Source organism: Novosphingobium soli (assembly GCF_042432915.1).
Classification (GTDB): domain Bacteria; phylum Pseudomonadota; class Alphaproteobacteria; order Sphingomonadales; family Sphingomonadaceae; genus Novosphingobium; species Novosphingobium soli.
In genome coordinates this window covers 22427-38010 of sequence record NZ_JBHLWK010000035.1, presented here as the reverse complement: position 1 = coordinate 38010, position 15584 = coordinate 22427, and the positions used below count along the sequence as shown (strand labels likewise).

At 63.0% G+C, this 15584-nt stretch carries 16 protein-coding genes and 5 pseudogenes; 10 read left to right on the top strand and 11 right to left on the bottom strand.

All coding sequences use genetic code 11. The features are described from left to right. Positions 1-50 precede the first annotated feature (50 nt). The 5 genes and pseudogenes from ACFFJC_RS20170 to ACFFJC_RS20150 form a co-directional block, all read left to right on the top strand. Positions 51-1205, top strand: a complete 1155-nt coding sequence (locus ACFFJC_RS20170; protein ID WP_379489156.1) for an IS110 family RNA-guided transposase — start codon at positions 51-53, stop codon at positions 1203-1205. 294 nt (positions 1206-1499) lie between these two features. Further along, positions 1500-1934, top strand: a pseudogene (locus ACFFJC_RS20165) (IS5 family transposase); the annotation flags it as partial. A gap of 159 nt (positions 1935-2093) precedes the next feature. Next, entirely contained in the window at positions 2094-2369 is a 276-nt protein-coding gene (locus tag ACFFJC_RS20160) for an AbrB/MazE/SpoVT family DNA-binding domain-containing protein (protein ID WP_169576788.1), read from the top strand. Further along, positions 2366-2764 carry a type II toxin-antitoxin system VapC family toxin gene (locus ACFFJC_RS20155; RefSeq protein WP_169576787.1) on the top strand — a complete coding sequence of 133 codons (399 nt, stop codon included), beginning with the start codon at positions 2366-2368 and terminating at the stop codon, positions 2762-2764. The genes ACFFJC_RS20160 and ACFFJC_RS20155 overlap by 4 nt, the downstream gene beginning before the upstream one ends. A gap of 3 nt (positions 2765-2767) precedes the next feature. Continuing rightward, a pseudogene (locus ACFFJC_RS20150) lies at positions 2768-2854 on the top strand (histidine phosphatase family protein); the annotation flags it as partial. A 45-nt stretch (positions 2855-2899) separates the two neighbouring features. Here the strand turns inward: ACFFJC_RS20150 and ACFFJC_RS20145 are convergent. Then, positions 2900-3109: a hypothetical protein gene (locus ACFFJC_RS20145; RefSeq protein ID WP_379489161.1), complete on the bottom strand. Its 210-nt coding sequence runs from the start codon at positions 3107-3109 to the stop codon at positions 2900-2902. Between the two features lie 34 nt (positions 3110-3143). Between ACFFJC_RS20145 and ACFFJC_RS20140 the strand changes: the two genes are divergently transcribed. Beyond that, positions 3144-3338, top strand: coding sequence for a hypothetical protein (locus ACFFJC_RS20140; RefSeq protein ID WP_379489155.1), 195 nt, complete (start codon positions 3144-3146; stop codon positions 3336-3338). A gap of 38 nt (positions 3339-3376) precedes the next feature. Here the strand turns inward: ACFFJC_RS20140 and ACFFJC_RS20135 are convergent. After that, positions 3377-6391, bottom strand: a pseudogene (locus tag ACFFJC_RS20135) (Tn3 family transposase). A 131-nt stretch (positions 6392-6522) separates the two neighbouring features. On the opposite strand from ACFFJC_RS20135, the gene ACFFJC_RS20130 reads away from it, so the two are divergent. Both ACFFJC_RS20130 and ACFFJC_RS20125 read left to right on the top strand, forming a co-directional pair. Beyond that, complete coding sequence (locus tag ACFFJC_RS20130; protein ID WP_379489154.1) at positions 6523-7083, top strand: recombinase family protein; 561 nt, start codon at positions 6523-6525, stop codon at positions 7081-7083. Positions 7084-7114: 31 nt separating this feature from the next. After that, positions 7115-7363 (top strand): annotated as a pseudogene (locus ACFFJC_RS20125) (recombinase family protein); the annotation flags it as partial. A gap of 235 nt (positions 7364-7598) precedes the next feature. Here ACFFJC_RS20125 and ACFFJC_RS20120 read toward each other — a convergent pair. From ACFFJC_RS20120 to ACFFJC_RS20105, 4 genes are all read right to left on the bottom strand, one after another. Continuing rightward, positions 7599-8534, bottom strand: coding sequence for an ExeA family protein (locus ACFFJC_RS20120; protein WP_379489153.1), 936 nt, complete (start codon positions 8532-8534; stop codon positions 7599-7601). Next, positions 8534-10195: an IS481 family transposase gene (locus ACFFJC_RS20115; RefSeq protein WP_379489152.1), complete on the bottom strand. Its 1662-nt coding sequence runs from the start codon at positions 10193-10195 to the stop codon at positions 8534-8536. Before ACFFJC_RS20115 ends, ACFFJC_RS20120 begins: the two co-directional genes overlap by 1 nt. Then, on the bottom strand, positions 10195-10839 hold the full coding sequence (locus tag ACFFJC_RS20110) for a recombinase family protein (protein WP_379489151.1): 645 nt from the start codon (positions 10837-10839) through the stop codon (positions 10195-10197). Before ACFFJC_RS20110 ends, ACFFJC_RS20115 begins: the two co-directional genes overlap by 1 nt. 166 nt (positions 10840-11005) lie before the next feature. Then, positions 11006-11542 (bottom strand): hypothetical protein, encoded by a 537-nt coding sequence (locus ACFFJC_RS20105; protein ID WP_379489150.1) that lies wholly within the window; start codon positions 11540-11542, stop codon positions 11006-11008. A gap of 580 nt (positions 11543-12122) precedes the next feature. Here ACFFJC_RS20105 and ACFFJC_RS20100 point away from each other — a divergent pair. Next, positions 12123-12376: pseudogene (locus ACFFJC_RS20100) on the top strand (histidine phosphatase family protein); the annotation flags it as partial. On the opposite strand, the gene ACFFJC_RS20095 reads toward ACFFJC_RS20100, so the two are convergent. From ACFFJC_RS20095 to ACFFJC_RS20075, 5 genes are read right to left on the bottom strand one after another with little or no spacing between them, the layout of a single operon-like run. Next, positions 12373-13332, bottom strand: coding sequence for a tyrosine-type recombinase/integrase (locus ACFFJC_RS20095; RefSeq protein ID WP_379489149.1), 960 nt, complete (start codon positions 13330-13332; stop codon positions 12373-12375). The pseudogene ACFFJC_RS20100 and the gene ACFFJC_RS20095 overlap by 4 nt on opposite strands. Then, positions 13329-13706 carry a CopG family transcriptional regulator gene (locus ACFFJC_RS20090; RefSeq protein ID WP_119749889.1) on the bottom strand — a complete coding sequence of 126 codons (378 nt, stop codon included), beginning with the start codon at positions 13704-13706 and terminating at the stop codon, positions 13329-13331. The genes ACFFJC_RS20095 and ACFFJC_RS20090 overlap by 4 nt, the downstream gene beginning before the upstream one ends. Next, positions 13703-13966 (bottom strand): hypothetical protein, encoded by a 264-nt coding sequence (locus ACFFJC_RS20085; protein ID WP_379489148.1) that lies wholly within the window; start codon positions 13964-13966, stop codon positions 13703-13705. Before ACFFJC_RS20085 ends, ACFFJC_RS20090 begins: the two co-directional genes overlap by 4 nt. Next, positions 13966-14355: a type II toxin-antitoxin system VapC family toxin gene (locus ACFFJC_RS20080; protein WP_119749893.1), complete on the bottom strand. Its 390-nt coding sequence runs from the start codon at positions 14353-14355 to the stop codon at positions 13966-13968. Before ACFFJC_RS20080 ends, ACFFJC_RS20085 begins: the two co-directional genes overlap by 1 nt. Further along, positions 14352-14600: a type II toxin-antitoxin system VapB family antitoxin gene (locus ACFFJC_RS20075; RefSeq protein WP_379489147.1), complete on the bottom strand. Its 249-nt coding sequence runs from the start codon at positions 14598-14600 to the stop codon at positions 14352-14354. Before ACFFJC_RS20075 ends, ACFFJC_RS20080 begins: the two co-directional genes overlap by 4 nt. Positions 14601-14904: 304 nt before the next feature. On the opposite strand from ACFFJC_RS20075, the gene ACFFJC_RS20070 reads away from it, so the two are divergent. Further along, on the top strand, positions 14905-15516 hold the full coding sequence (locus tag ACFFJC_RS20070; RefSeq protein ID WP_169576811.1) for a TetR/AcrR family transcriptional regulator: 612 nt from the start codon (positions 14905-14907) through the stop codon (positions 15514-15516). Positions 15517-15584: the final 68 nt, after the last annotated feature.

The window sequence follows — 15584 nt, the reverse complement described above, 5'->3', positions numbered from 1 at the left end:
CGCCGATTGAGGCAGACTGACCTTCCCGTTTTGTCGTGAGGAGGTTGCCCATGTCCACTTCGTCCCATACTGCCGTCAGCACGCAGCTGAACGCAATCTTCGTGTCGCTGGAGCTGAGCCGTTCCACCTGGCTGGTGACGTCGCTGTCGCCCGGTTGCGGCGAGCGCATCTCGCGCCATCAGGTGAAGGGCGGCGACGTGCCGGGGCTGCTGGAGCGGTTCGCGCAATTGCAAGCGAAGACGCGGGAACGGACGGGCCAGCAGTACCCGCTGGTCGCCATTCAGGAGGCCGGGCTGGACGGCTTCTGGATTCACCGCTGCCTCGTGCGCGAGGGCATCGAGAGTCACGTCGTCGATGCCGCCTCGATCGCGGCCTCGCGGCGCAGCCGGCGCGCGAAGACGGACAAGCTGGACGGCGAGGCCCTGGTGCGCACTTTGCTGGCCTACAAGCGCGGAGAGCCGCGGGTCTGCGCGATGGTGACGGTGCCGAGCGTCGAGGACGAGGACCGCCGACGCATCTGCCGCGAGCGGCGCTCGCTGGTGGTCGAGCGCATCCGGCACATCAACCGGATCAAGGGGCTGCTGTTCGCGCAAGGAGTCGGCGACTACGAGCCGCTGCGCACCAACCGGCGGGCACGGCTGAAGGAGTTGAGCACCGGCGATGGCCGACCGCTGCCTTGCCATGTGAAGCGCGAGATCGAGCGCGAGTTGGACCGGCTGGAGCTGGTCATGCGCCAGATCAAGGAGGTCGAGCGCGAACGGGATGCCCTGCTGGAGACGACAACAGACGAAGCGGCAGAGCCGGCCAGCGCCCGACTTCTCCAGCTTCGCGGCATCGGCGCCGAGTTCGCCGGTGTGCTGCACGCGGAGGCGTTCTTCCGCAGCTTCAGCAACCGGCGGCAGGTCGCCTGCTATGCGGGCCTGGCGCCATCGCCGTGGCAGAGCGGTGCCATGGACCGCGAGCAGGGCGTGTCCAAGGCCGGCAACAAGCGGCTGCGCGCCACCATGATCCAGGTCGCCTGGCTGTGGTTGCGGCATCAGCCGGAGTCGGAGCTGAGCCGCTGGTACGCGGAACGAGTGCAGGCGAACGGCGGCCGGGTGCGGCGCGTGATGATCGTGGCGCTCGCTCGCAAGCTGCTGATCGCGCTGTGGCAGTTCAGCTCGGCCGGCGTCGTGCCGAAGGGCGCGCTACTGAAGGGGGCTTGAGCGGCTTACCCGATACGAATCCCGCAGGGCAGCGTCCCTGCCGGATCCAGGTGGACGGACCGTCGGCCCCTCTTGGCTTCACTCGCCGACAAAAAGGTTGGTCCCGTCTCCTGAGCCAGACCCGACGCAAGCGGGATTGTGGTGCGGCCGTCACGAGCGGCGACCGGATGTGAGGTTAGAGCGGACCGGTTACACGGGGCGCTTGTTGCAGCAGGCTCAGACCATGGATCCAACAACCGGGAGATTGCCAATGCCACACCCGCACAGGCGCTTGACTCGGAAATCCCCATGTGAGGGGGACCCGATGATCGCGGCATGGGACGTTCCCGAGGCGGCCTCACGAGCAAGATCCATGCCCTCGTTGACGCTGACGGTCGTCCCGTCGCCCTGCGCCTGACTGGCGGTCAGGTCCACGACAGCCAGGAAGCCGAAGCCCTGCTTGATGCGATGCCCGAGGGCGCCACGCTGCTTGCCGATAAGGGCTACGACAGCAACACCATCCGAGAAGCCGCTGCCAGCAAGAATGCCTGGGCCAACATCCCGTCGCGCTCCAACCGCAAGCAGCGCTTTGCCTTCTCGGGCTGGCTCTACCGGCAGCGCAACCTCGTTGAGCGCTTCTTCAACCGCATCAAGCACTTCCGAGGCATCGCAACTCGCTACGACAAGTGCCCCGAGAACTATCTCGCCGCCGTCAAACTCATCTGTGCCCGCATCTGGTGTGCCGCGTAATGAGTCTACGTCCTAGAGCCACGGTGCCGCGCCAGCGGCAGGCGTTTAACAACTTAGTCGCTTAGTCTATTAGTAGCTTAGTCATTTTGGCTATCGGGATTTCGACCTTGAAAATAATGCTATTATGCATTACTACCGTGCGATACGGAGGTATTAGCCATGACGACATTAAGCGTAACTGCGCGGGGCCAGGTGACTTTCCGGAAGGATGTTCTGAAGCATCTCGGCATCCGGCCCGGTGACAAGATCAGACTCGACCTGCTGCCCGATGGGAAGGCGGAGCTGAAGGCCGATGAACCCGATGGCTCCTGGGACGATCTGCGAAACTTTTTCGCCGGAAAGACGAATGGCGCGCGGCTGTCGATTGAAGAGATCAATGACGCGATCGCCGAAGCGGGCGCTGCCTCCGGCATGGCCGGCATGGACAAGAAATGAAGATTACCGCTGATACGAATGTGCTGCTGCGCTTGGTTGTTCCCGGCGATGAGGCGCAGCAAAAGCTTGCGATCGAAACGCTCAAGGAAGCGGATTCCGTGGCGATCAGCGTCCATTCCCTCTGTGAACTCGCATGGGTGATGGAACGAAGCTACGAGGCGGCGCGGCCCGACGTGGCCGCCGCGATCCGCCGTTTTATGAACACGCGCAATGTCGTGGTGAACCGTCCTATTGTCGAAGCAGGTCTTGCTGTCCTCGATGCTGGCGGCGACTTCGCGGATGGGGTGATCGCGTTTGACGGCCGATATCACGGCGGCGAAACTTTCGTGTCGTTCGACAGGAAAGCGGTGAAGCTGCTGAAAGGGCAGGGGGCCGACGCCCTGCTACTGAAATAGCCCATGAGGGCGATATGCATCCTCCACGGGGAAAGCACCGGCAACGCCGGCGTGCCGTGCCATGATCTTGCGACGATCGAGCTGACCGATGGGGTTGAGTAGCAACGGAACAGAAAACCTACATAAGGCGTGGTTTCAGGGATCGTCGATGCCCGTGGCGCTGGGATCGCGGAGCGGCCGAAGTTCGCCGCGCGCGACCATGTCTGGGATGGTAAAGGCGTAGCGCCCGAGCATATTGATGTGCTTGGACCCGAGCGGCGAGAGGCGTGCAACATCCTCGTCCAGGATCACATGGCTGCTGATATCGACGCTGATGCACGCCGCGTTGATCGTGCCGCTTTCCATTCCCGGTTGCACCAGCGCGGCAGGGGACCGGAAAGTGAAGGATGATGATCCTATCGAGCAGCCTGCACATACCGAGGAACCGCAATCCGCTCTGCCGGTCGATATATCCAGCACTATTCGCATATTGCCGCGCAAACTGCATCGCGCGGAGGACGCAATGTGCGACCCCGGCGCGATCCCCGAATGGTATCGCTTCGACATCAAACCCGGACCTGGGTCATGCGGCTGAGCGGAACAGGAAAGTGTCGTAAGGGTCGATATTTCTTTTCAAAAGTCCCATTCGGAATTAGGTTTGCGTAGCGGCCTGAGACCGCCGTTGGCGACGGCGTCGGGCACGGAGAAGTCGTAGCGCCCGAGGAAATTGATGTGACGCCAGGATATCGGCGAAAGTCGGGCGATATCGGCGGGCAACGCGGGTGTCCCTGCATCCCCGAGTTGGCGCACGGCTTCCTGCATGTAGACGGCGTTCCAGTGGACGATGGCGTTGAGGGCGAGACCGAGGACGCCAAGCTGCTCACCTTGGCCTTGGCGCAGAGGGCTTCTGATTTCGCCGCGGTCGCCGTGATGGACGCGCCGCCCGAGCTTGTGGCGCAACTCCTGCCGGTTGAGCTGAAACAATATCCGACGCCGGAATGGTCGGTCGTCGATGTAGCGCAGGATGTGCAGCGTCTTGATGATGCGCCCGAGTTCGGACAGGGCCTTGGCCAGCGTCGTCGGGCGGTCTTTGACCTGCAGCATGCGCATGACGCCTGCGGCCTTGAGGTGACCAAGCTTGAGCGATCCGGCCAGGCGGATCAGGTCCGGCCAGTTTTCCCGGATCAGAGCGATGTTGATCCTGCCCCAGGCGAGCGCATCGAATTGTCCGTAAGTCGCCTGGCGGTCGATCCGCCAGAGCTTCGCGCCGCCGATGTCCGCCAGACGCGGACTGAAACGGTAACCCAGGAGCCAGAACAGGCCGAAAATGGCGTCGGAATAGGCGGCGGTGTCGGTCATAATTTCCAGCGGTTCGAGTTCGGTCTCCTGCTCCAACAGGAGCGCCAGGACGACCAGGCTGTCGCGCAAGGTGCCGGGGATGACCGCGCCGGCCAGACCGCTGAACTGATCGGAGATCATGTTGTACCAGGTGACGCCGCGCTCCTGGCCGTAATATTTGGGGTTGGGACCGGCGTGTATGGCGCTCGATGGAGCGACGAAACGCATGCCGTCGGCGCTGGCCACCTCGCCGGCGCCCCAGTGACGGACGATATCCAGACGACTGTGCGCGGCAACGATCGCGGCGTTCGCCGCGGCGATGGTTTCGGGGCGAATGAAATTCTGACTGACCCAGGAAAGCCGGTCGCGCCGCAGCGCCGCAAATTCCGGGCGGACCACCGGCTCAAGGCCGATGTTGCAGGCACCGCCGACCAGGACCGCGCACAGGCTTGTTTCGAAATGCTCGACGGTGGCCTGACGCTCGCTCAGATGGCTAAAGGATTTGGCAAATCCGGTTCGCGCCATGACTTCAAGAAAGATGTCCGGCATGCCCGCTTTCGGCATGCGGGTCTGGATGGCGGCGCGAAGCGCACGCAGGCTCTCGGGTTCATGGAGCTTATCTAGGGGCGTGACGACGATCCCGGTCTTGCCGGCGACCGTCTCGAACCGCAGGTCCGGATTGTCGACGCTGCGCGCGGCGACATGGCGATATGCCTCGTCGAGCAGGCGCGAGAGACCGTCGATCTCGCTATTGGCGTCGAGGGATCGGCCCAGCGCGCGTGCGACCATCAACCTGGACGTGTGCCAGCTCTCGCCCTCGAGCATCCCGCGCCGGGGATCGCCGTATCGGATGCCCGGCGTGGCGAACACGTCGCGACGCTTGATCGCGAGACGCCACGCATCGATGATCGCGAAGACATAGGCTTTCGGGTCATGCACCCTGCCGTCATGATCCAGGACCTGTTGCCGCCACGCCTTCGGGATCGCGGCGGTCGGTGCACCGCGCATCCTGGCGAGCGACGACCAGTCGTCCACGCCCTTGAGGTAGCTTATCGCGGCCTTGACGGCTTTGCCGCCCGGGGCGGCATCGGTCTCGATGCGGGTGACGACTTCGCGAAACAGTCGTCGGGCGCTCCGTCATTTCGTGCGCAGTTGGTCGTAGGGCTTTGTGTCAACAGGCCTGGCGATTGCCTCCACCTTAGCCATGGCCGCCTCGATATCGGGCCTGGGCAATTGCTCGAAGAGCGTGTCCCGCCATTCGGAAAGGGGCAAGGCGTCGTCGGTCAATACCAGCAGACCCACCCTATGAAGCAGCATCGCAGCGCCATCGAGATCGCGCAGGCTGCGCAGCCGGGCCTGCTTGTCGGCGGCTTCGGCTCCCTTGACCATGTCCGCGAGCAGCGCCTCGGCCAGCTCGGCTGCATCGTCCTGAGCGGCCGCTTCGAGCGTATGAAAGAGCGCGGCTATGGTCGCGGTTCGACGCGGCTCCTGAAGAACGGCGATGGCCGACGGCTTGCCAACGCGCGCCACCCGCGCGAGCCGCTCAAGGCTTGTGGCGGGAACGCCCCGTGGCGGCGATGGCCGCAGATTGAACGCGCGGACCGCATCGAGCCGATCGAGGTGGCGGTAGAGTTCGGTCGGCATGCGCTTGGAGGGAATGGTGCGCAGCGCGTCCAGGGCGGCGAACGTCGACGTGTCCCCTTCGTCAAACAGCGCGGCGATGCGTGCGCGCTGGTCATCGCTCAGAGAGGCGACCAGATTCCGCCAAAGCCGGGTGCGCGCACGATCGCGGATTCTGCCGACCAGGCGCTCGAGCACCGTGACGCCCGGCAGCAGCACCTTGTTGGCGATCAGCCAGCCGGCCGCGCGATCGATCAACGGGGCGGGTCGATCATCACCGCTCCAGCACAGGGCGTAGAGCCACCGCGTCAGCCGGAAACGCGCCACCGCGTTGTCGCCAAAGTCCGTGAAGCCGCAATGCGTCCGGATAAGCGCGAGGTGCCGTATGCGTCGGCTCCCCTGAAAATACGCATGCACGCCGGTGGTGGGCTCAAGGTCCAGCTGCTCGATCACGATCGCCAACACCGACGCCGGGATCTCCGCGGCCGAAATGGGAAATGCGCCCAGAAATCGGACGCTCGTCAACATTACGGCAAAGCCAAGCCGATTATGGTCGCCGCGCAGCGCTCCAATGAGGTCGCGATCGGTCTGGTCCAGATGGAAATATCGCGCAAGCTGGTCGGCCGACGGTTCGCCGTCGAAGCGAGCAAACCTCTGACGCTGGGCGTCAGTAAGGTGACGGGTCGGCATACCGTGCGAAACTTTCAACTTTTGCGAAGGCGGAGGGCGGCACCAGGAAACAAGGGCAATTTCTTCGCAAAACATATGTGCGAAACAAAGTCCTTTTGCAGTAACTTTCGCACGCTACTCGGAGCGGCCGCATGAAACTGGGCTACGCACGCGTTTCCACCGAGGACCAGAACCTCGACATCCAGCGCGGACGGCTCTCGCAGGCCGGTTGCGAAATGATGTTCGAGGAGAAGATATCGGGGACGGCGCGCGGTCGCCCCGAGCTCGAAAGGCTGATGGCGCACCTGCGCAAGGACGACGTGCTGGTGGTCGCACGCCTCGACCGCCTGGCACGATCCACGATCGATCTCCTGCACATTGCGGAACGCATCAAGGAAAAGCAGGCTGGATTACAATCGCTTGATGAACCCTGGGCCGACACCACATCGCCCTCCGGCGTGATGATCATGACCGTGTTCGCCGGCATCGCCCAGTTCGAACGGTCCCTCATCCTGAAGCGAACCGACGAGGGGCGAAAGGCGGCGAGGGCGCGCGGCGTGGCCTTCGGACGCCCAAAGAAAATGCGACCCGATCAGGCTGAGCTCGCCCGCCAGCTCGTGCTCGACGGCAAGTCCATCAGCGCCATCGCGAGAACCTTCAACGTCCACCCGGCAACCATCTATCGCTGTATCGAGCCAAACAGTTCCTTATAACACTTTCCTGTTCCGCTCAGCCGCACGACCCGTCTTCGGCTCGATCGCGCATTTTGAGCGGCGGCTGATCGCCGAGCGGACGAAGGACGGTATCGCCGCGGCGCGGGTCAAGGGCAAGTTACCGGGCCGCCCGCCGTTGGACCCTGAAAAGGCGAAAGCCGCCCTCAACCTGGTCGTGGCGGGAATGTCGCCAACCCATGCTGCGCGCCAGCTCGGCCTTGGCCGTGCTACCGTTTATCGGGAAATGGCGCTCGCTGGCGTCCGGCGCACTGCCCCCTGAGCGGTGTTCGCCATCCGTTCGTACTTAGGTGTAGCGGCTTGCAATGATGATCGCCCGGAACTGCAATAAAGGGCGGTTTCCGGCTCACATTGGGTGAGACGGAAGGGCGCGGCAGACGCACGTTTGTTGAGACGCAAATCACATTCGGTGCGACGGACGTGAGATGTTCGGCGATGGGCGCAGGATCGCGGACACGGCGGTCAAAGCGGCAATCCTGCTGCCCGCATATCGTCGGTCAGTTCGCGCGCACGAGCCGGGTCGAGCCCGCCCCGGAGCAATTGGCGGATTTCCGCCGGCTTGGCGTCGAACTGGTCCGCCAGGCTCTTCTGTCGTAGCCGTGGCGGGTAAGCTGAGGTTCGAGGTCGTCGATCTGGCGTGAAAGCACACCCTCGACGGTCGCGGCGTCGATCGGTTTCACGCTGGCCTCGAACCCCGCCTCGAACGCGCGGACGAGATGGCGGCCGATCTGGAGCGGGGTCTTGAGCTTGGCGGCGAGCAGGATCGCGGCATCCTCGGTCAGCACGGCATCGGGCTCAATCCCCGGCGACAATGCGGTACGAAGCGCCCAGTCGATATAGTCGCGCTGCCGGTCGCGCAGACCGCCAAACTCGAACACCGTCGTCCGATCGCCGATTTCCTCCATCAGCGGGCGCTTGAGGTCGTTGCGCAGCTTTGGATGGCCGACGAGGATCACGGCAAGTTGACCGCCGCCCTCGGTGACAAGCTCGACGAGGCGCTTGAGCGCGGTCAGCGTTTTGGGATGGAGGTCGTGTGCATCGTCCACGAATAATGCGACCGGTCGCTTGGCCTTGCGGAACAGCTCCTGCAGATCGCGTTCGCGCCGTTCCGACTGGCTGGGGATCGAGACGGTCTTCTCCGACGAGAGGTCGTAGAACAGGGCCGCGACCAACAGCGGTACGGATATCTTGGCCTTCTCCAGGCTGAGCGCGCGCGATACGATCACGCGCCCCTCGCGATCCAGTTCCTCGCGCAGTCGCCGCGTCAGCACGGTCTTGCCCGAGCCGATGGTGGCGGTGAGCGCGATCAGGCGTCCGCCCGTGATCGCGGTCTTCAAATCATGGGTGAGCTGGGCGTGATGCTCGGTCTCGAAGAAGCCGAGATCGACCGGAGGCCGGGCCAGTCCGTAATAGCGCATCACCTCGGTCTGCATCAGCCGCTCCGTCTATGACCGGGCGGGAATCGCCTGCGGATTTCATCCATCACCTCGGGCCGGGACAGGGTGCGCGCGAGCAGTGCATCGATGAAGGCGCGGTCGTCCTCGCAAAGCCCGCCCAGGGGCAGGCGCAACTCCTCGGATATGGCGAAGCGTGCCTTGAGCGGCGTGGCGAAGGTGAGTTCGGCGAACGGGTCGGGATCGGCGAATGGCCGGGCCGGCACAGGCGAGATCCCATCGGCAGGCTTGCGACCGATCACCACGATGTCGTCCTCGCCCGTCAGGACCGAGCGGGGAATCCCGATTTTCGTTGCCAGCGCATCGACGCGATCCGCGCGGACCCCGCGCCGGCTCTTGCGATGCTTGCGATAGCGATGCAGCGGCACCGGCCCTCCGACCGGATCGAACGGTCCGTACCGCTCGTCGCCATATTCAACCCATAGCTCCTGGTCGAACAGCCCCCACCAGACGACGACCGTTTCGCCGGCCACTTCGGGTGTGACCTCATAGGTGACGCCGGCAACGGTCAGCCGGCAGTCTAGGCCCACCTTGCGGCGCTCGGGTTCGCGCGCGAACGCGCAATAGCGCTCCCAACCGCACATGGCGCGAATGCCGCCGTCGGGCAGATGCCCGAGCCAGTCGTCGATCCGGGAATGCGGCTCACGACGGTGATCGCCGCTGTTGTAGGTGGTGATGTAGCGGGCCAGCCAGCGATTGGCCTCTTCCTCACTGGTGGGTTCGTGGAAGTGGTACAGCGTCTCGTGCGCTTCCTTGACGGTGCGGAACGGTCGCTCGACCTTGCCTTTGGCGCGCGCGGTCGTGCGGCGTCCGTCCGACCCTGCCGGCATGTGCGGGGTGACGCTGATCCCGAGACATTCCATGACCCGCTTGAACACGCTCGATTTGCCGACCGGGCCGCCATCGAGCTGGATGTTCTCCGGAATGCCTTCGAACGGATTGTCCTCCTTCGGCGCCATCGCCCGGAACAGGAAGCGCAGCGCCGCCTCGGCATCCTCGCCGTAAACCAGCGCATATTCCTGATAGACGACGCCCGACCGGTCATCGACCACCGAGAACAGCATCAGCGTCGGTGCGCCGCCCCGATCCGGATCGATCCAGGTCGGGGCTTTCAACTGTTTGAGGTCCGACGGGCTCATGTCGAAATGCCAGAGCATGTTGGCGCGTTCGGCCTGGTAGCGCACCGCGGCCGGCTCGCGCGTCATACGCTCGGTGTCGTATCCACGTTGCTGCATGTGGCGGTTGAGCGTCGAGGCCGCCAAGCGCCCTGGCGGCAGCTTCACCAGACCGCGATCGGGGGTCTCGACGCCGTGTTCGGTGACGATTTCGAGGATACGCTTCGTCGAGAGGCGACGGCCCTGACGGTTGGTCGTGCGGCTCTTCATCGCCGCGACGACCTCGCACCACCACTCGATCTCGTCGGCAGGCATGGTGCGCGACAGGCCACGATCGGCGCGGTGTGCGTCCTTCGGGCGACGTTCGCCGCGCAACAGCCGGTAGAGCGTGGCGCGGCTGATGTCGTAGAGTTCGGCGGTCGATGCCATCAGAGGCTGCCGCTCGGGATGCCTTGCCGGAAGCGCCGCCAAACGACGCCGGAGCGTCACGATCGCCTCGATGGGGACCGTGACGCCCGCGCTCATCACGCAGCCTGGCTTTGCAGTTGTCGGGTCGGGACAGCATCGAGCAACGCCTGTCCCGGCGCCTTGGGACTGCCGTCGCCGTTGACGTAGACATAGAGGGTGGTGGTCGTGATCCCGAGGCGCTTGGCGACATCGGCCGCGACGGCACCCCGATCGGACATTGCCGCCATCGCCATCGTCAGCGTCGCCCGGTTCATCTTGCGGGGCCGACCGCCCATGCGACCGCGAGCGCGAGCCGCGGCAAGGCCGGCATGGGTGCGCTCGGCGATCAGCTCGCGCTCGAACTCGGCGAACGCCGCGAAGATGCCAAAAGCGAGACGGCCATTGGCGGACGTCGTGTCGATCTGCGCGCCGGCACCGGCCAGTACCTTCAACCCGATCCCACGCGACCGGAGATCCTCGGCTGTCGTCACCAAGTGACGCAGATCGCGACCGAGGCGGTCGAGCTTCCAGATGACGAGCGTGTTGCCTGGCTGGAGCGCCTTCAGGCAGGCGGTAAGGCCCGGCCGTGCATCATGCCGACCCGAGGCCATATCCTCATAGATGCGCGATGGATCGATGCCGGCCGCGAACAGCGCGTCGCGCTGCGGCTCCAGCGTTTGCGTGCCGTCCGACTTGGACACCCGGATATAGCCGATGAGCAATGCGTACCCCGCCAGAAAAGACTACCGGCATGGTGCAAGATAGCGCTGGTTTTCACAACGGGTTTTCTTGTCGTTTTCGGACTGCCCGGGGCGGCATTGCACAACCGCGAGATAACCGCTCGTTTTCCTGGCGGTCCCGGCACCGGTTTCCAACGATCAGGCCGGGCTACGGGTTTTCCATCGTCTTGCAAATTCTTTCTGCTGTCGCCTTGAGCACCTGTTCCACCAGAGCCTGGGACCCGAGCGGCAAATCCGAGGATTTGAATTCGGATACCAATCGCCCGCAGTCCTCGGCCCAGCACCGTCCCAGCTCCGGCAATCGCTCCGCCAGGTCGCCTGGGCGACCATCGACGGCTGCCTGGGCCTCGCGCTCCAGTTCGGCGGCAGCGCGCAGCACATGCACGAGCTTTGCCTTCATTGGCTCCGGCAACTCGGGTAAATCGCCATGGGGATGGCTGCCGGAGGCCATCATGGCCTGGTTCCATTCCGACATCTCCTCCATGATTTTGGCATAACGCTCAAACCCGGGAAAGCGGTCACACAAATCGCTTAACGCCCGGTCGCCTGCAGTGGCGTAGATGGCGTGCAGATCCTGCATGTGGCCGATCATATGATTGGCCAGCGCGATCCCGGTGATTCCCTGCGCTTCAAGCTGGCGGACCCGCAGGTTAATGGCGGCAGCGATCCGGTTGGCATCGGTCATCTCGCACCCGTCCTTTCGATGCAGCTATCGTGAGCACGTCGCCTTCGACTGGAGGCAGCACCGCGTGATTGCAAGCGTCGTGCGGAGCGGACATGCCTGCGGTCTGTCATGGCTTAGTAACCTCACAGGTCGAAACGGCCACGAAGTCGCAACATCATGGCGTTTCCGCGATCCTGCGCCGATCGCCGAACATCTCGCGTCCGTCGCACCGATTGTGATTTGCGTCTCACCCAATGTGAGCCTGGCGGCCCCTAACGTCTCACCCAATGTGAGCCGGAAACCGCCCTTTATTGCAGTTCCGGGCGATCATCATTGCAAGCCGCTACACTTAGGGTAATTCAGATAACATCTGATGCGATGACCTCCACATTAACCTGCTCGGCGAGTACGATTTCTCCGACGCGAAGCTGACCGACAGCCACGGAATCCTCCCCCTAAATTGAGGTCCCAAAATCGAACCATTTTTGGGGGGAAGAAAAGACTGTATTTCCTATATGTAGCAATATGTTATCGAAAATCATATGTCGCGATACGTACCTTTGCCGGGACGAACCCAGGTTATGCTGCCGTATGATCGCAAACCGCTCTAGGCCGCTGCGACGCGGCGCTGGCCCGCCTCGCCGCCATGCGTGCCGGATCGCTGGTCTATATGTTCGGCACGGGCAATTCATCCAGGCCGCGCGCGCGATCGGCGCCGACGCCCCTCTGGACGATCGGGGCAAGATGCGCGCCGTCTGGCGCAAAGGCGAGCCGCCCGCGATCAGCAACGCGGAGCGGGTAGGGCTTCATTGGAATGGTGGCCGCTGGGAATGTGCGCCAGCTATGGCCGCCTAAATCAACACCCGCTCCACCTCGTCCAGGGTCACGTCGTCGGGCCGCCGATCATAGAGCTGGGTGGTGCGGGTCGAACTATGGTTCGCCATCGTCGCGGCCGTCTCCAACGTGCCGCCGTTCTTCAAATAGGTGGTGATCCCGGTCGCGCGGAACGAATGGTTGCCGATCGCCGTGCCGATCTCGGCCGCCGCCGCGCGCCGACGCACCATCGCGAACGCATTGGCCTGGGGCAGGGGGGTATCGCTTAGTCGCTTGGTGCCGCGCGCGATCGTGCGGAACAACGGCCCCTTGGCCTGCCCGCGCAAGCCGCAGCCGTCGATATAGGCGGTCAGATAATCCTCAAGGTTGTGGTGACAGGGCATTTCATGGCGCTTGCCACCCTTCTCGTGCAGGCGAACCCATAGCCGCCGATTCTGCATGAACACGTCCTCGACACGCATGGAGAGCGCCGCGCCGATCCGCGCGAACGAATAGACCATCAGCCCGATCAGCGCGCGGTCGCGCAATCCCGCTGGCGTCATGTCGATCGTGTCGAGCAGCCGCCGCGCTTCTTCGGGGGCCAGCACCGGCGTCTTGCCGCGCCGCTGACTATGCGCCGGTCCGCGCACCGATGCGGCGGGGTTCACCGGCATGGCCTGGCCCATCACCAGCCAGTCGAACAGGCGGCGTACGCCGGCGAGCTGCTGCTTGACGCTGGGCGCGCTCATCTCGCCCCCCAGCGCCTCGATCCACGCCCCGACGTGGAGCGGCTGCACTGCCCCAAGCGACGTCACCCCGCGCGCCGCTACCCAGGCCAGGAAGTCGCCGGCCGCGCGCGCATAGGCGCGGCGCGTATGCGCGTTGCGGATGGTGACGGCGAAGAACTCAAGGAAGCGCAGCCGCGTGGCATCATCGGCCGACGCGATCAGCGCCGGCAATGCCAGCGTAGGGGAGGGGAGGGGGGCGACCTGGTTCATCGCGCGCTCTTCTCCCAGCGCGCCGGTTCAGGGCGCGGCTTCGCCATGTCCCGGCGCAGCTCGTCAAATACTTCGTCGATGGGACGACCTGGTTCCAGATCGGCACGGGCTGCGTCCAGCATCCGGCCGAGCAGCGCATCGCGCAGATCGCGATGCGGCTCAAGTTCGCGAAAATTCTGGACGATCGCGAACACCGCCTCGGATGGATCATGAAACAGGCCGCGCTCTATCCGCTCCAGCAGCCAGTCGGCCTGGTCGCCGGTAAGATACGCCTCGAAGCGCAAGCCGCCCGCGCGTGCCTGCTCGCGCAGCGCCCTGGCCTGGGCGCGCTCGGCATGATTGTCGGCAAAGCTGTCGTCATCGTCCTCGGTCATGGCCTGCCCCGGACATGGGCGGCGGCATCGGCGATCCCGAAGATCTCGACACGGCCGCCCTCGTTGTAGATGCGGCCCGCAACGGTGCCGTGGACGATCGCGCGCGCGCCGGTCTCGATCGTCAGGTTGCCCGCGATCGTATCGTGGAGAATGAAGCGGATGCCCCGATGCAGCGTCGCGTCACCCGCGACCATGCCATAAAGGGCGATGTCCTCCTTAATGGCGAAGGGGCCTTCGATCTTGTCATGCACCGCGCGCATTATGCCGCCGCCTCTATGTCCGTCAGGGCAAAATCATTGCCCTTGAACAATAGCGGCTCGCCGGTCGCCTTGGCCAGCGCATAGGAAAAGCAATCGCCGAAGTTCAGCCCCGCCTTGTGCCGGCCTTTGCCGAAATCGAGAAACGCCTGTCGCGCCAGCTCGCCATGATCGAGCGTAACCGGTTCGATCGTGATGCCGGCGCGGCGAAAGAAGGCTTCGGCCTGGCGCATCCCTTCGGGACCGAGCTGGCTTTCGATGACCATGGACAGTTCGACATAGCTGGCAACGCTGATGCGGCAGGCATCGGCATCATGGATGGCTTGCGCAAAGCGCGTCGCTTCGGGTTCGCGATACAGGATCGCGACCAGGGCCGACGTGTCGAGGATCATGCCGGCAGGCCGCTTTCGTCGTAGAGTAGGTCCGCATGATCGGCGTAGGGGCGTTTCACATAGGTGGCGGCGCGGTCGGCGATCATTAGCAGTTCCGCGACGCTCGCCTTGCCCTTCTGACGCTCGATCGTGGCGAAACGCTCGCGCAGCGCCTCCGTCACCACGCGAGTCATGCTCTGGCCGGTCGCCTGGGCGATGGCCTGCGCAAGCCGGTGCGCTTCGGGGTCTTTGACATTGAGGCTCATGGTGCGCCTTTCTGGAAAATTGGCCACCTTTCTACCATGCGGCGCGCCGAAGGGGAAGAGTATGTGATAAAGGACATTATCACATATAGGAGCAGGAATGAAGCCGCTTAACGGAGAACGTGGATAGAGGAGGAAGATAAGGCTATCATATTGCAGCGTTGCAGGCGAAGCACCTGCTCATTATCGACGCGGCTCCGTTTCCCAGAGGAGCCTCAGGCAAGCTGGACGGTCAGATTTGAGGCATCTATTAAGTTACCTGCTAGACCGTGTTCCGGATACTATTCAGTCAATTGAAGGAGAATTCATGCCTGAACATAGGAGTGAATCTATAAAAACGGCTAGGCTGTCGAAGAATATATGGCTAAAACATACCTTAGGTAAGATAGGTGATGTAGGCGTAGCTGCTATTCAAATAGAATCCTTGGCAAGGGAACTAAAAGTAACAAAAGGAAGTTTCTATTGGCATTTCAAAGATAGAGATTCTCTACTCTCTGAGACACTAAAATATTGGTATAATTCCGCCACCATCGCCATCGGTTTGGCGGGCAAGCGTGATTTTAATGCTCCGCGTGATCGGTTGCGATATTTCTTTACCTTGGCTTTGAATAAAGGTCCCGACGTCCCTGGCGGCCCTATTGAACAGGCCCTGCGGGAATGGGCACGAGTTTCCGACATTGCTGCGGAAACAACAAAGCGCGTTGATCAGGATCGAATGAGTCTAATAGCAGAGGCTTATATCGAACTTGGTCAGAGCAAAAACAGGGCGCGCCAAACAGCAGCAATGGCTCTCGCTCACCTCATTGGACTCAACATACTCATGCCATCAAAGAAATTTGAGCACCAATCCGAAGATAAAAATGCCTTCATGGAGTTATTTATTCCGGATTATTTCAAGGACTATATCATTAATTTATGATTACGGCGAATTCCATATAGATCTTCTAATTTATTATATGAATATTTCTAATATTCAGAATAAATAAA

Excerpts from the sequence above, each read along its gene's own strand:
- ACFFJC_RS20070 (WP_169576811.1), top strand. The coding sequence starts at position 14,905 with ATGCCTGAACATAGGAGTGAATCTATAAAAACGGCTAGGCTGTCGAAG.
- ACFFJC_RS20080 (WP_119749893.1), bottom strand. The coding sequence starts at position 14,355 with ATGATCCTCGACACGTCGGCCCTGGTCGCGATCCTGTATCGCGAACCC.
- ACFFJC_RS20075 (WP_379489147.1), bottom strand. The coding sequence starts at position 14,600 with ATGAGCCTCAATGTCAAAGACCCCGAAGCGCACCGGCTTGCGCAGGCC.
- ACFFJC_RS20145 (WP_379489161.1), bottom strand. The coding sequence starts at position 3,109 with ATGGAAAGCGGCACGATCAACGCGGCGTGCATCAGCGTCGATATCAGC.
- ACFFJC_RS20085 (WP_379489148.1), bottom strand. The coding sequence starts at position 13,966 with ATGCGCGCGGTGCATGACAAGATCGAAGGCCCCTTCGCCATTAAGGAG.
- ACFFJC_RS20115 (WP_379489152.1), bottom strand. The coding sequence starts at position 10,195 with ATGAGCGCGGGCGTCACGGTCCCCATCGAGGCGATCGTGACGCTCCGG.
- ACFFJC_RS20160 (WP_169576788.1), top strand. The coding sequence starts at position 2,094 with ATGACGACATTAAGCGTAACTGCGCGGGGCCAGGTGACTTTCCGGAAG.
- ACFFJC_RS20155 (WP_169576787.1), top strand. The coding sequence starts at position 2,366 with ATGAAGATTACCGCTGATACGAATGTGCTGCTGCGCTTGGTTGTTCCC.
- ACFFJC_RS20120 (WP_379489153.1), bottom strand. The coding sequence starts at position 8,534 with ATGCAGACCGAGGTGATGCGCTATTACGGACTGGCCCGGCCTCCGGTC.
- ACFFJC_RS20105 (WP_379489150.1), bottom strand. The coding sequence starts at position 11,542 with ATGACCGATGCCAACCGGATCGCTGCCGCCATTAACCTGCGGGTCCGC.
- ACFFJC_RS20170 (WP_379489156.1), top strand. The coding sequence starts at position 51 with ATGTCCACTTCGTCCCATACTGCCGTCAGCACGCAGCTGAACGCAATC.
- ACFFJC_RS20130 (WP_379489154.1), top strand. The coding sequence starts at position 6,523 with ATGAAACTGGGCTACGCACGCGTTTCCACCGAGGACCAGAACCTCGAC.
- ACFFJC_RS20095 (WP_379489149.1), bottom strand. The coding sequence starts at position 13,332 with ATGAACCAGGTCGCCCCCCTCCCCTCCCCTACGCTGGCATTGCCGGCG.
- ACFFJC_RS20090 (WP_119749889.1), bottom strand. The coding sequence starts at position 13,706 with ATGACCGAGGACGATGACGACAGCTTTGCCGACAATCATGCCGAGCGC.